Annotated in this window: 11 protein-coding genes; 9 read left to right on the top strand and 2 right to left on the bottom strand. The window is 35.9% G+C overall.

Annotated features, from left to right (window positions below; all coding sequences use genetic code 11):
* Positions 1-89 precede the first annotated feature (89 nt).
* The 5 genes from NSU02_RS13215 to NSU02_RS13195 all read left to right on the top strand — a co-directional run bounded on the left by NSU02_RS13215 (position 90) and on the right by NSU02_RS13195 (position 6,247).
* Positions 90-1,313, top strand: coding sequence for a DNA polymerase IV (locus NSU02_RS13215; protein WP_261308722.1), 1,224 nt, complete (start codon positions 90-92; stop codon positions 1,311-1,313).
* Positions 1,314-1,423: 110 nt separating this feature from the next.
* A complete protein-coding gene (gene gndA, locus NSU02_RS13210) occupies positions 1,424-2,836 on the top strand; it encodes an NADP-dependent phosphogluconate dehydrogenase (protein WP_063388147.1) in 1,413 nt (470 codons plus the stop codon).
* 226 nt (positions 2,837-3,062) lie between these two features.
* Positions 3,063-3,614, top strand: coding sequence for a hypothetical protein (locus NSU02_RS13205; RefSeq protein ID WP_339193029.1), 552 nt, complete (start codon positions 3,063-3,065; stop codon positions 3,612-3,614).
* 161 nt (positions 3,615-3,775) lie between these two features.
* Positions 3,776-5,278, top strand: coding sequence for a hypothetical protein (locus tag NSU02_RS13200; RefSeq protein ID WP_339193028.1), 1,503 nt, complete (start codon positions 3,776-3,778; stop codon positions 5,276-5,278).
* Between the two features lie 297 nt (positions 5,279-5,575).
* On the top strand, positions 5,576-6,247 hold the full coding sequence (locus NSU02_RS13195; protein ID WP_339193027.1) for an ABC transporter ATP-binding protein: 672 nt from the start codon (positions 5,576-5,578) through the stop codon (positions 6,245-6,247).
* A 194-nt stretch (positions 6,248-6,441) separates the two neighbouring features.
* Here NSU02_RS13195 and NSU02_RS13190 read toward each other — a convergent pair whose 3' ends face one another.
* Together NSU02_RS13190 and NSU02_RS13185 are read right to left on the bottom strand one after the other, a co-directional pair.
* A complete protein-coding gene (locus NSU02_RS13190) occupies positions 6,442-6,909 on the bottom strand; it encodes a CBO0543 family protein (RefSeq protein ID WP_339193026.1) in 468 nt (155 codons plus the stop codon).
* On the bottom strand, positions 6,830-7,981 hold the full coding sequence (locus NSU02_RS13185; protein ID WP_339193025.1) for a DUF2515 family protein: 1,152 nt from the start codon (positions 7,979-7,981) through the stop codon (positions 6,830-6,832). The genes NSU02_RS13190 and NSU02_RS13185 overlap by 80 nt, the downstream gene beginning before the upstream one ends.
* 90 nt (positions 7,982-8,071) lie before the next feature.
* Here NSU02_RS13185 and shc point away from each other — a divergent pair, with 90 nt between their 5' ends.
* The 4 genes from shc (at position 8,072) to NSU02_RS13165 (ending at position 13,962) form a co-directional block, all read left to right on the top strand.
* Positions 8,072-9,934 carry a squalene--hopene cyclase gene (shc, locus tag NSU02_RS13180; protein WP_339193024.1) on the top strand — a complete coding sequence of 621 codons (1,863 nt, stop codon included), beginning with the start codon at positions 8,072-8,074 and terminating at the stop codon, positions 9,932-9,934.
* Positions 9,935-10,149: 215 nt separating this feature from the next.
* The gene (locus tag NSU02_RS13175) at positions 10,150-11,265 is read left to right on the top strand and encodes a sugar-binding protein (RefSeq protein WP_261308723.1); all 1,116 of its coding nucleotides are present in this window, start codon (positions 10,150-10,152) and stop codon (positions 11,263-11,265) included.
* Positions 11,262-12,695 carry a sensor histidine kinase gene (locus NSU02_RS13170; protein WP_144596820.1) on the top strand — a complete coding sequence of 478 codons (1,434 nt, stop codon included), beginning with the start codon at positions 11,262-11,264 and terminating at the stop codon, positions 12,693-12,695. The genes NSU02_RS13175 and NSU02_RS13170 overlap by 4 nt, the downstream gene beginning before the upstream one ends.
* Complete coding sequence (locus tag NSU02_RS13165; protein ID WP_066247636.1) at positions 12,688-13,962, top strand: response regulator; 1,275 nt, start codon at positions 12,688-12,690, stop codon at positions 13,960-13,962. The genes NSU02_RS13170 and NSU02_RS13165 overlap by 8 nt, the downstream gene beginning before the upstream one ends.
* Positions 13,963-14,011: the final 49 nt, after the last annotated feature.

The following is a 14,011-nucleotide window of genomic DNA, read 5'->3' as shown; positions in this document are numbered from 1 at the left end:
GCAAGAAATGCCAGCTTCATTCAGCTCTGTCCGCCCATTCAAAAGAACAAGGGAGCCTCTTTTATTTATGTATGGTACAATGATATTGGGTGATGTGTATGAGCCGCGTTATTTTGCATATTGATATGAATAGTTTTTACGCATCTGTTGAGGCTGCCTTTGATCCGTCGTTAAAAGGGCTGCCGCTTGCGATAGCCGGCAACCCGGAGGAGAGGAAAGGAATTGTTGTGACTTGCAGCTATGAAGCTAGAGCGTTTGGGGTAAAGACGACCATGCCAGTATGGGAGGCAAAGAAGCTTTGCCCGAATTTAATTGTCAAAAAGCCCCGTTTTGATCGTTATCGAAAAGCATCGAAAGCAATGTTTGCGATTTTATGTTCATACACACCGATTGTAGAGCCGGTTTCTATAGACGAAGGATATATGGATGTCACAGACGTCGCAAGACATCCGCTCGATCTGGCAAAAGAAATTCAACAGCGGCTTCTTGATGAGTTGGAGCTGCCGTCCAGCATCGGAATTGCCCCGAATAAATTTTTGGCTAAAACAGCTTCTGATATGAAAAAGCCTTTAGGCATAACGGTTTTAAGGAAGAGGGATATTAAAGAGAAATTGTGGCCTCTTGATGTAGAAGAGATGCATGGCGTAGGGGCGAAAACAGCTGAAAAATTAAAGAAGATCGGAATTCGGACAATCGGTGACCTTGCAAGAGGAAACGACGTTCAACTAGAAAAAATAATTGGCATTAATGGATTAAGGTTAAAAGAAAAAGCAAACGGCATTGACCATCGCCCGGTTGATCCATCGTCCGTTTATGATTTTAAAAGCGTCGGAAATCAGATGACGCTGCCCGAAGATGCAACAAATGAAGAAGAGTTAAAGAATGCCCTGAAAAGTTTGGCGAAATCGGTAAGTCTCCGATTGAAGAAAAAAGAGGCGGTAGCGACAAAAGTTGCAGTGATGCTTCGCTATAAAGACCGGACGACTGTAACAAAAAGTATGAAATTAGAAAACCCAACCGATGATGAAAGAACAATTTTCCAGCATGCTTTGATTGTTTTTCAAAAGCTGTGGAAAAACGAGCCTGTGCGCCTGCTCGGCATAACAGGGCAGGATGTGATGCACAAAAAAAATGCTTTTAAACAGCTTGATCTATTTACTTTTGAAGAAGAAGCGAAAAATGAACCGCTCCATCAGGCGATAGAAAAATTGTCTGAAAAATATGGAGAAGGAATTATCAAAAAAGGACTGAGCATGCATAAAGAGATTGATTCTTTCGGCTCGAGCTTCGGGAAAGATTTTTTCTTTAAATAAGTTTTTTAAACCTGTACTTTGTATATGGCTTTGACTTGAAAACAATCTATTAATTATGGTATTTTCAGTTCTGTAGAATAGTTATTCGAAATAGAAAGGGACGTATTCATATGTCAAAACAGCAAATAGGTGTTATCGGATTAGCAGTAATGGGAAAAAATTTAGCATTGAATATTGAAAGCAGAGGCTACAGCGTTTCTGTCTACAACCGTTCTTCAGAAAAAACAGACGAAATGCTAAAAGAAGCAGCAGGAAAAAAAATCGTCGGAACGTATAGTATAGAGGAATTTGTCAATTCTCTTGAAAAGCCTCGAAAAATTTTACTAATGGTTAAAGCGGGTGCTGCGACTGATGCAACTATTGAACAGCTTCTTCCATATCTCGATGAAGGAGATATTTTAATTGACGGCGGAAATACATATTATAAAGATACTCAACGCCGCAGCAAACAGCTCGCTGAACGCGGCATCCATTTCATTGGCACAGGGGTTTCCGGCGGGGAAGAAGGAGCTTTAAAAGGCCCTTCCATCATGCCGGGAGGACAAAAAGAGGCTCATGAGCTTGTGCGTCCAATTTTTGAAGCGATCGCCGCTAAGGTAAATGGTGAGCCGTGCACCACCTACATTGGTCCAGATGGAGCAGGACATTACGTAAAAATGGTGCATAACGGCATTGAATACGGAGATATGCAATTAATTTCCGAAGCTTACTTCATTTTAAAACATGTTCTAGGGTTAAATGCTCAAGAGCTTCATGAAGTGTTTGCTGAATGGAATAAAGGAGAGCTTGACAGCTATTTAATTGAAATTACAGCAGATATTTTCACAAAAATCGATGAAGAAACAGGAAAACCGCTTGTCGATGTCATTCTTGACACCGCCGGGCAAAAAGGAACAGGAAAATGGACAAGCCAAGACGCGCTCGATTTAGGAATCCCTCTTCCGATCATTACTGAATCAGTATTTGCCCGTTTTATTTCCGCCATGAAGGAAGAGCGTGTTAAAGCAAGCAAACTGTTGAGCGGACCGAATGTACGGCCTTATGAAGGAAGCAAGGAAGAACTCATTGAAGCCGTTCGCAAAGCGCTGTACATGAGCAAAATTTGTTCTTATGCTCAAGGGTTTGCGCAAATGAAAGCAGCAAGCGAAGAATATAATTGGAATTTAAAATACGGCGATATTGCCATGATCTTCCGCGGCGGCTGCATCATCCGCGCAGCGTTTTTGCAAAAAATCAAAGACGCTTACGATCGCGACCCTGATCTTCCAAACCTACTGTTGGACCCTTATTTTAAAGAAATTGTTGAAAGCTATCAGGGAGCTTTACGACAAGTTATTGCGATTGCCATCGAAAGAGGAATTCCAGTGCCGTGCTTCTCTGCCGCTCTTGCTTATTATGACAGCTACCGCACTGAAACATTGCCGGCAAACTTAATTCAAGCACAGCGCGATTATTTCGGCGCTCATACGTATCAGCGCGTTGACAAAGAAGGCATCTTCCATACAGATTGGCTGAATAAATAACGATAAAAAGCATCGGTTTTAACCGATGCTTTTTCATTTCGCCATGATTCCTTTCTCGTGAGCACCGTTCTGCTATTTTTCATTTTGAAAAAGGAAAATACAAAATTTTTCTTGATAAAAATTTCAATATAAATTACTATAAATTCAAATAAAGGTTATATATTCCATTAAGATATAAAACTAGACTTATAATTCATTTGCTAAAAAGCGAGATGAGTGATAAAAAATGATCCAATGGATAAAGGATAATAAATTTTCCAGCTATGTATTGTTTTTTATTGCTTTTACATTGTCGTTCATTTCGATCATTCTGTCCATCTATATATCGATGGGCTCAGAGGTGGAAAATATTCCAATCATGCTGAAAAAAGAAGGGGCGCCGGCTTATGCAGTTTTCGGAATTGTCCTCGTGTTTATTATATTATCAGTCATAACGCAATTATTTGTAGGAGCTTCCATTACTCATTTTTTCGTAAAATTTCTATTTAGAATTCCTTTGCAATTTTCTTTATTTTATAGAGTTTATCTTATTTTCACTTCTTTTTTAGCGCTATCGATTATTTGGCAATTGTTTATGTTCCGAGATACTTCGAATATTTTTTTCATTGTAGCCAATCCGTTTTTACTCTCAGGTCTTTTTGCTCTTTTTATTCTATTGAAAAGAATGGCGAATTTAAGCTGGAAAAAGCCGCTCCTTTTCACCATTTTTTCTTTATTCGTCTATTTGGCTTTTACATTTTTAGGAGGTTGCGTATTTGATGAAGAATACATTATGTGACGTGATCTTTTCTAATATGGCATCAGGATGAAGTTATGCAGTTTATTATAAAGGGTGCACTAAAAGCGGCTTTTAAAATTTAGTACTCTTAAAATATCACATGATTCATCCTTATTCACGAGAAAACCGATCTAAACTTGTGTAAGCGAGTATGATAAGACATGTATTTAAAATTATGCTATTTATTAACGAATAAAATCATCAAAGTATTTATAAACAGGCTTTTTTATTTAAGCGATGGAATTGGATTGAAGTCTAATATTTTTAATCCGATCCTTCAAATACTGAAAAGATATGCTGTTTTTGTATGTTTGGCTGCTTATATATTCTGGTTTGTACTTGCGGTCTTATTCCAAATCTTGTTTCACCATATTTCCTTGCCCATAAAAACATTGAATTTATTGATTATCTTATATATTTTGCAGCTGTGTATAATTCAGGCTGGAAGCGGTGTCAGCGATGAAATTCGCAATTTTGCAATTGAAAGCAGATTTTCTGCAGACATAAAGAAGAAATTGATCATTACTAATGAATTTTTAGGCTTCTTTTTAATATGGCTGTTTCTTTTGCTCATGTCATTGCCTTTTTTTATCGTACAGACATATTACAACTCCTATGCAGGCTTTGTTTTTCTTCTGCAAATCTTTTCATTTTTGTTCTTCTATGGGTTTGTGCTGGCATTTATAAAATTTTTATTATTTGTGTTCAAGCGAAGCTACCCCTTTGGAAGCAATCGGTTCATTATTTCTTTCATTTATTTGCTTCTCTGTTTATTCATCAATGGAAAAAAAGACGATCTTGAATTTTTTGTTGGTTCTGCCGTTCGTTATTTTATTCACGGAGATTTTGCGGATTTTGTAATAAAATTTGTCCCTACCGAAGTCAATTTATATGAGTTGAGAATACATGGATGGCTGTTTTGGCTGGGCATTGTTTTAATAGGAATTTGCTTGTTTTTCTTTCATAAAGCCTGCGATTATTTATTCATTGAAAAGCAAATAATACGATCTTTTTCTAAATACCATTTGCCTAAAAAGAAGTCATTATATATTTTTTTCAATTATATAAGATCAAACGGGATCATCAACAGCCATTTTTTCGTGACGTATACATTAACTGTTCTGCTGTTTCTATTTGTCGAATCTCTTCCTATAAAGGTGAATGATATATCCCTTTTTACAGTTTTTCTATTTATTTCTCTATTCATGAATCATAATCATTCGAATATCATTTTGCTTTGTCAAAGACATAAACTTTCGATCATTCAAACGTCTGTTATGTTTTCGTATATTTTATGGGTTCAATACTTCATTGTGGTGATTTTACTAATTTTTGCGAAGTTGATATCTGCTGATCTGGCAGCATTATCCTTTATTTTATTAGGATTTGCCTTTATATTTTCCAGTCTAATCATTTATTGTACGTTTATTTATCAATTTGAAAAATATTTTATTGACGAAAAAGCGTTTGAAAAATTAGGCGGGATTTTAATCGTTCTCTTTTTTGCCTTCGTTGCTGCTATAAAATCCTTGCTGCGTCTAATAGGTTTAAACAATTTATTTTTAGGAGAAATGCTAAGTCTCATTTGTGTTTGTACAATTTTATTTTTAATTTTTCATAAAATCAATCGAATAAGGGTCTTCTTTTATGAGCGATTTCATTGATTTTTGAATGATGGCGTGCTTGGAATTTACCTAAACAATTTGCTTCTACGAAAATCTATTTGATGAACGCACCATTTTTGTCGCATTATTCACTATGCTAATTTTTGCTGCTTGTTCAACAGCGATCGGTCATGGACAGCTTATCAACATTTCGCTTCATTTTATATAGGCTGGGAAGACAGCGGTCGCGTTGGCTTGCAGTCAGCTTCAATTAAGAATCAACAATGGGATTATGTTGTCTCCTCTTTAAATATAGAGGGGAATGTTAAAAATTAACATAAAGTAGGGTTGAAAAAGATGATTCAAGTTGCGGATTTAAAAAAGTCGTATCGGGCGAAAATGGAAATATTAAAAGGAGTTCAATTTACATTAGAACCAAATAATATCTATTGTCTATTAGGGAGGAATGGTGCGGGAAAAACGACATTGATGAAAATTTTGTCCGGCATTCTAGCTTATGATTCCGGCACGATTATAGTAAAAGATAACAAAAAGCTTAATGAGCTTGTTCATTATGTTTCAGAGAAGCCAATTTTTCTAGATTTTTTATCTGGCTTTGACAACTTAGATTTTATTCAAAAAATCTATCATTTGAATATGTCGAAAGATGAATTGGAAAGGTTTTGTGAAGAACAAGGAATTCAGTCGTTTATCCACGAACTGGTCATCAATTATTCGCATGGAATGAAGCACCAGCTGGCTTTAGCCGTTGCTTTTTTAATAAAACCGAAGGTATTGCTGTTGGATGAGCCGCTAGTATCTTTAGACCCGATTAACATTGCTGAAACTTATAAGAAGCTCGTTTCTTATGCCAGAAGGGGAAATATTGTTCTTCTTTCCACGCATATGATCCCGATCGCCCATAAATTGGCCGATGAAATATTATTGCTGAAAAACGGGAAAATTCATCAAGTTGCCAATCAATACAGCGAAAGCGAACTGGAACATTATGTGTTAAATCAAATATAAAAATATTTTTGCTGGATGCTTCAGCCATTTCAAAATCGATGCCGTTAATTATGCTGTCGGGCATAAAACAGCAATTATTGTCAAGACCGAAAAAATCACCGATTTATCATTCTCCAGAAAGATCTCATTGATCCTTTTATTGGGAGCCTCTTTTCCCGTAATCGACAGCTTCAAAAGGGCTGAACGTTGCAGCCCTAATTGTTTTCGGGAGAATTCACCAGTATGCTGTAAAATCTCCATATAATTATAAAGAAAAGGATATATCCAAAAAAAGAATAGAAATGATTCCAATTAGAAGAATGGATAAACACGCCCGCTCGTTCAGCCGCTTGTTCAAAAATGCAGGCTAAAATACCAATCAAGCAAAGCAGGATTGGGCGAACAAAAGGACGGATTTTATGCATGACGATTAAAAATGAGGCGGTGATAATAGGTAGAATGACGAGCGTAAACAAGATGTTAATAGAGAAGATTTTCGGGAACAATCGTTTTGGAAAGGCGTAAAATCTGCATTCAACAAAAATCAAATCTAAGTATGTTCCAAGTAAAGAGGCAAAAAGTGTTGCAGCAAGTAAAGCAATGTTATTCCTTTCTAAGAAAAATTGCTTTTTTCGCCATGATGGTAAGTTCAATTTTTTCGATTGTTTTACAATAATCTTCATAAATATCCCCGCCTGAAAATGTTTCTTCTTTTAAATAGTGGATGACCTTCCAATCATGGAACCAATCTCCACTGTCCGCGTCTTCGTGTTTGATATTTCCCCAAGCGAATTTTAATTGAGGGCTGTAAATGCGCGGCTCTCCTTTTTTCAACTCGCACTTTTTTGTCCTTCGTTTATAGATTGTGCCTGGCAATGATTCTTTCACATGATGAAAGAGGTGCCCCCAGTAATCTGCTCTCGAACCTGTATGCTTATTTTTTTTTGCCCAACGCAGCACTCCTTGTAAAACGTTCTCTTGGTGAAAAAGCAAAGAATATAAACGTTTACCTAACATAATTCGTTCATGAAGCGATGCAAAATGCTGCAGCGTCGCTCCGATTAAAGCAGGCTTTGTTTCATTTTCGACATACGGAAAGATGATGTGATTAAATCGCAAAAAATCATAAAGCTTGAAACCAATCGTGTTTAATACGGTCTTTTGAAAATGATGATTTTGAATAACATGTTTTTCTAAATAGTTTTGTTCATTGATGACCGTTGCGATTGCCAGTAGATAATAGTTTCTGTTTTCCCAATAGTGATTCCAGATTGTTTCCATAAATGTTGATACGTTTAAATAGGGGAGGAGGTAAAATAAGTTTCGTTTCATGCGCAAGCTGTGGTGATAAAGTAAAAATTGCGGGAATACATCTTGAAAGATTAACCAATTTCCACGTTCTAAAAATAAAAAGTAGTTTTTTTGCTCCTTTTCTGATATTAGCCTTGTTAACAAGTCTCCTTTTAAATCTGTCATATGCCATCCTCCATTCCGGGAAACCATATGTCCTAAGAGCGCCCAATGGATGTCTGGATGCCTGATATAAAAATTTAAATATGCAGCTGTTCTAGTTACGTTGTTAGTGTTGAGTGTATTTGTCACGTTCACAATGGAATCAATGATGTTTTGTTCCCATGTTTGTAATGGAGGCATAGGCTGATTTACGTTACTTTTCATTTTTTCGACGAGATCTTCCTTAATTTTCAAAAGCTGTTGATCGATCAATTTATTGTTGTTCAACCATGGAAAGACCATCCTATTCCTCCCTCATCGAATAGCTTCCATAAAAGCTGAATATGTATAGGAATAAGCTAAAACTTACTACATGAAGTGGTGGTGAATAGGATGAAACAACGAATTGAAGCTGAAATCAATCGATTGGCGGAATTAATCCTAAAGAGGCAAAATTTTGACGGAGCTTGGGATTTCCCATTTGAAACGGGTATTGCCACAGATTGTTATATGATTATCTTATTACGAACATTGGAAATTCATGATGAACAATTCATTCAATCACTCGTTGACAGGATATTAAGTAAACAGGAGAGAAACGGAGCATGGAAGCTGTTTTACGATGAAGAGAAGGGAAATCTATCCACAACAGTTGAAGCATACTATGCTTTACTTTATTCGGGATTCATCGATCAAAACAATACAAACATGCGACTAGCTAGGAAGTTTATCATAAACTATGGTGGCATTGGAAAAGTAAATATGTTTACGAAAGTCATGCTTGCTTTAACGGGCCAAATCAAATGGCCTAAATCCTTTCATCTGCCGATCGAATTCATTTTATTTCCGACTACTTTTCCTGTAAATTTTTTTGACTTTTCCGTTTATGCAAGAGCCAATTTAACACCGATATTGATTGCTGCTGATCGCAAGTTTAGTATAAAGACAAAGCATACTCCTGACTTATCAGACTTATATGTTCATAGAATTGAAGACCTTTGGGACTTGGACTCTTCTGAATGGCGTTCTTTTTTTTCGTTTATATATGACGGCATGAAACAATTAGTAGGTATTCCTTTTGAGCTTCATCGATTGGCATTACATCGAGCAGAACAATATATGTTAAATCGAATTGAACAAGATGGTACCTTTTATAGCTACTTTAGTTCAACATTTTTAATGATTTTTGCTCTGATGGCTCTAGGATATTCGAAAAAGCATCCAGTTATTGTTCGGGCTGTTCAAGGGCTAAAGTCAATGAAGACAACAATAGATGGACATACTCATATTCAATACACGACGGCAACTGTTTGGAATACGGCATTATTAAGCTATTCATTACAAGAAGCTGGTGTGCCATCTGCGTCAGCTTCTATTCAAAGAGCAAATCAATATTTGCTTTCTCGCCAGCACTATCTATATGGTGATTGGGCTGTTCATAATCCGTATCAAATACCGGGGGGATGGGGATTTTCAAATATTAATACGATGAATCCGGATATTGATGATACAACAGCGGCTTTACGCGCGTTGCGAAAAGAAGCATTAAATAATCGCTCCTTTTGGGATCGAGGAATGAAATGGCTCCTGTCTATGCAAAACGATGATGGAGGCTGGGGATCGTTCGAAAAAAATGTCAATAAGTCATCGCTATCTTGGCTTCCGATAGAAGGCGGGGAAAAAATGCTTCTTGACCCATCAACGCCTGATTTAACGGGAAGAACGTTGGAGTTTTTAGGTAATTTTACACGATCAAGCTACAATCAAACGTTTATAAAGCAAGGGGTAAAGTGGCTTTTAAAAAATCAACGAAGCGATGGTTCTTGGTATGGACGATGGGGAATTTGTTATATTTATGGATCATGGTGTGCATTAACAGGCTTAATCGCAGTAAAGATGAGAAGAGATCACCCTGCCGTACGAAAGGCTGTGAAATGGTTATACTCCATTCAAAATGACGATGGGGGCTGGGGAGAGTCTTGTAAAAGTGATATACAGAAAAAATTTATCCCTTTACCAGCTAGCACTAGAGTGCATACCGCGTGGGCATTAGACGCTTTGGCAGCGGCAGAAGAAACGGTTACACCACAAATGAATCAAGCAGTGAACTATTTATTAAATTCAAAAGATGAAAATTCATGGACAATCACATACCCAAAAGGTCAAGGCTTACCTGGCGGATTTTACATTCATTATCCAAGCTATGAATATATTTTTCCTTTGCTGGCATTGGCTCATTTTGTAAAGAAATGGTGATTAGAGGATGGAAATTTGTATGCAAAAAGCTACGGCCGCAACATTTTTGATAATTAATTTTTAACCTTTCTACCGAAAAATAGTAGAACGATGTTTCAATCGAAAGCTATCCTCATTTAAAGTGAAATTCGCGAGACTCCTAAAGGGAAAAAGCGATCAGTGTAAGACAAAAGCTATGAATTATTTCCCTATGAGGAGTCATACATGAGAAATTTATGAAAAATAAAAAGGAAATCGCACTAGTTTATAATAATATTAATAGATATAAGGCTTGTAGATTATCAAAATATTTAATCGGATTAACTGTAAACGGTTACAATTTATTTGAGCTAAAGGTGAAATATATGTCAAACAAAAGATGGACATTAACTTTTTTATTCTTAATTATTTTGTTTCTATATGTTTTTATTCAATTTATATGGACGTCAAAGCAGATGGAAGAGACAGTGGAAGCTCTTGACAAAAGGGTTTCCCTACATGAAGAACCTCCGCATTTTATTCTTATTGCTCAAGAATTCGATAATCCATACTGGCGGAAAGTAGAAAAAGGTGCTCAGGATGCTGCAAAAAAGTTTCAAGTAGAAGTTGAATATGTCGCTCCGTTACGAACAAGTATTGAAGAACAGATTAAGCTATTAGAAAAAGCAATTGCTTCTAAAGTAGATGGAATCATTGTTCAAAGTTTGGATGAAGAAGCATTTACTCCAATCATTAATAAAGCAATATCCAAAAATATTCCAATTATCACAATTGATACAGATGCTAAAGCGAGCCGTCGTCTTTCCTATGTAGGGACAGACAATTTTGCAGCTGGTCAATTGCTTGGGAAAACCGTGGTAGATATGACAACAGGGCAGCATAAAATTGGGGTTATTATTGGGAGTGAATCATCTGACAATCAACAGGAGCGGCTAGATGGTTTTTTGTCAGTTATTAAACAACATCCAAGGTTAGAAGTAGTGGAAGTCCAAGCATCCAATATTTCAAGAATACAAGCGTCCATTCAAGCTGATATTATGTTAAGAAAATATCCCGATATTTCAGTGATGGTTGGGACAAGTGCTTTAGATGCAATTGGTATGACAGTGGCTGTGAAAAATTTGCAACGATCCGATATTCAAATTTTTGGATTTGATGACGTCGAAGAAACATTATTGGCAATAAAAAAAGGAGAGATTACAGCAACCATCATTCAAAAACCATATGAAATGGGTTTTATTGCTGTTCAATTAATGTCCAAGCATTTGCAAGGACAACCTATACCAAACGTATATTTTACTTCAAGCAAAAAAGTAGATGCATCAAACGTACAAATGGAGGTAACACCGTGAATATACGGACAAAATTGTTTATCTTTATTCCATTGCTCGTCATTTTACTCAATACTATAGCATTTTTTATTTTTGATAGTGGAAAAAAAGTTCAAAAGAGCTATGACTTCATGGTCCATCGTATTTACTTATACAAACAAATTTCCAATGAAACTCAAGAAAATCTTCGCTATTTAAGCAGCTATCTCATATATCAAGACAAAGAAAATCTTAACTTGCTAATTAAACATAAAGCTAATTTAGAAGCTCTGCAAAATAATTTAAGCAACAATTCGGCCAGTAATGCTTTAGTAGTTGATAATTACAAAAATATGATCAATACTTTTCTCCAACTGGAAGAAGCTATTTTAACAAACTTAAAAGAAAAAAAATTTCTGGATCAAGCTGATCAATTCAAAGAAATAGAAAGAGTTGCTTCTTTCATTCGGGAGGATAGCCAACAACTAGTAGACATGGAATTGAGTGAATACCAGCCTGTGTATAATAGTATGTTGGCAATTAACGAAAATATGAATAAATGGGGAGGAAGTTTGTTTATTGTAACCACAGCATTAAGTATCGTATTTGCTATCTGGCTGTCTCGAAGTATCGTCATTCCCATTCAGCAGCTTGTTCAAACAGCTAAACAAGTCGCTGCGGGAGACTTAAATACGAACGTGCCGATATACCAGCCAAATGATGAGGTTGGGGTACTAGGAAAAGTGTTTAATCAGATGATTGAAAATTTACGAAAATTAATCTCTAAAAATATGGAAATACTAGAAAAAGAAAAATTAATGAGAGAATTAGAGTTAAAAGCACTTCAAAGTCAAATTAACCCGCACTTTTTATTTAACACATTAAATGTGATCTCAAAGCTTGCATATATTGAAGGAGCTGAAAAAACGAGTGAACTAACCATTTCTACTTCCAATTTATTACGATATAATTTGCGGAAATTAAACGAACCTGTCATGCTGCGTGAAGAAATTGAAAATGCAAAAGAGTATTTTGCCATACAAAAAGCACGATTTCGTGACCGTATTTCATTTCAAATGGAGATTGATAATCATTGTTTAGACCAATCAATACCTGCACTTACGATTCAGCCTTTGCTTGAAAATGCTTTTGTCCACGGGATCGAATCAATGGAATCAGGAGCTGTTATTGAGTTAAGCGTCAAAGAAAAAGAAGGAAGAGTGTTGGTGAAAATTTCGGATAATGGTGTAGGGATGGATGAAAAGATTGTGAAAACAATACTCGAGTCACCATCTTTTTCAATTAAAAAATCAACAGGACATTCAACAGGATTAGGAATGGAAAATGTGTTTCGACGTTTGCGATTATTTTACCAAGTACATGATATCGTGGATATTAAAAGCAAGCAAGGTCGCGGCACCACGATTTTGTTGTCATTACCAAGAGTAAGGGGGGAAAAGATGCATGTATAAACTTCTCATTGCAGATGATGAACCTCTAGAGCGTGAAGGGTTAGAATTGATGATTCAAAAATGTTTGCCCAATCAATTTCAAATTTTTCATGCTGAAAATGGCCGATTGGCGATACAACAGATGGAAAAGCATCAGCCGGAAATTATATTTATGGATTTAAAAATGCCTGGTATTCAAGGACTGGAGGCGATTGAAGAAATAAAAAAACAAAATCCTAAGATTAAAATCATTATATTAACTGCATTTGATTATTTTTCCTATGCAAAAGAAGCCATTGAACTCGGTGTGAATGATTATATTTTAAAACCAGCTAAAAAAGAGAAAATTGTCTCTGTGTTGAAAAAATGTATATCAGAATTAGAAGAAGAATTGTTAAATCGTGAGAAGGAACTGAAAATGAAAGAAAAGCTGGGACACCTTTTTTCAATTAGTGAATCCGAATGTGCCCTAATGATTATGATGGATGCAGTATCAGAAACAGACGTGGATGAATTGCTTTCTCTGTTAAAAATCCCTCACCGAACTAGCGTAGCCTTTGTCATTGAATTTTCCGATATAAAGATGGAAGAGAAACAAGATTTATACCAAATTGTCAAAAGGTATATGAAAAATAAACAAGAGTGTATATGCAGTCCTTTAATCGATCATCGTATGACGATATTTTCTTTTCCTTCCGATCAGGACATGACGAGAAATCAATGGATTACTCTTTCCATGAAATGGTTGAAGGAAATCGAAAAACGAACAAACAAAAAAATTAAAATAGGAATTGGTACTTTGCAAAAGGATATTCAAGGCTTTAAAAAGTCATATCAAGAAGCTCTTCTGGCTGTAACATCTCAACCGTATTTTGGACGGGTAAAACATATTTCAGAAGTAGAGGCTGCACACGATTCAGACAAGAAAGAAAAGAATCGAGCTTTACTAAATTCAGAGAATACGAAGGGACTAGATATAGCACTTCAATTTATTTCTGATCATTTTCACGAAGATATTACACTAGAGGAAGTCGCTCAATTGATGAATTTTCATCCACACTATTTTAGTAAACGATTTAAACAGGAAACGGGCCAAACGTTCTCTGATTTTTTAACACATATGCGTATTGAAAAAGCGAAAGAACTGATGAAACAATACCATCTTAACGTAAAAGAAATCTCTTATTATGTTGGTTATAACGATCCTAACTATTTTAGTCGAGTTTTTAAAAAAGTTACGAAAATGACGCCAAAAGAGTATCGAAACCAACTGCAGAAAAATAAATGATAAATTCGATCACTTCTCCTATACGTGCAGGAGGGGTGATCTTTTTTTA

Source organism: Aeribacillus sp. FSL W8-0870, assembly GCF_037963755.1.
Classification (GTDB): domain Bacteria; phylum Bacillota; class Bacilli; order Bacillales; family Aeribacillaceae; genus Aeribacillus; species Aeribacillus composti.
Note: the sequence above shows the minus strand (reverse complement) of the source record. Positions and strands in the feature narration are given on the sequence as shown.

Excerpts from the sequence above, each read along its gene's own strand:
- gndA (WP_063388147.1), top strand. The coding sequence starts at position 1,424 with ATGTCAAAACAGCAAATAGGTGTTATCGGATTAGCAGTAATGGGAAAA.
- NSU02_RS13205 (WP_339193029.1), top strand. The coding sequence starts at position 3,063 with ATGATCCAATGGATAAAGGATAATAAATTTTCCAGCTATGTATTGTTT.
- NSU02_RS13200 (WP_339193028.1), top strand. The coding sequence starts at position 3,776 with ATGTATTTAAAATTATGCTATTTATTAACGAATAAAATCATCAAAGTA.
- NSU02_RS13195 (WP_339193027.1), top strand. The coding sequence starts at position 5,576 with ATGATTCAAGTTGCGGATTTAAAAAAGTCGTATCGGGCGAAAATGGAA.
- NSU02_RS13190 (WP_339193026.1), bottom strand. The coding sequence starts at position 6,909 with ATGAAGATTATTGTAAAACAATCGAAAAAATTGAACTTACCATCATGG.
- NSU02_RS13185 (WP_339193025.1), bottom strand. The coding sequence starts at position 7,981 with ATGGTCTTTCCATGGTTGAACAACAATAAATTGATCGATCAACAGCTT.
- shc (WP_339193024.1), top strand. The coding sequence starts at position 8,072 with ATGAAACAACGAATTGAAGCTGAAATCAATCGATTGGCGGAATTAATC.
- NSU02_RS13175 (WP_261308723.1), top strand. The coding sequence starts at position 10,150 with ATGAAAAATAAAAAGGAAATCGCACTAGTTTATAATAATATTAATAGA.
- NSU02_RS13165 (WP_066247636.1), top strand. The coding sequence starts at position 12,688 with ATGTATAAACTTCTCATTGCAGATGATGAACCTCTAGAGCGTGAAGGG.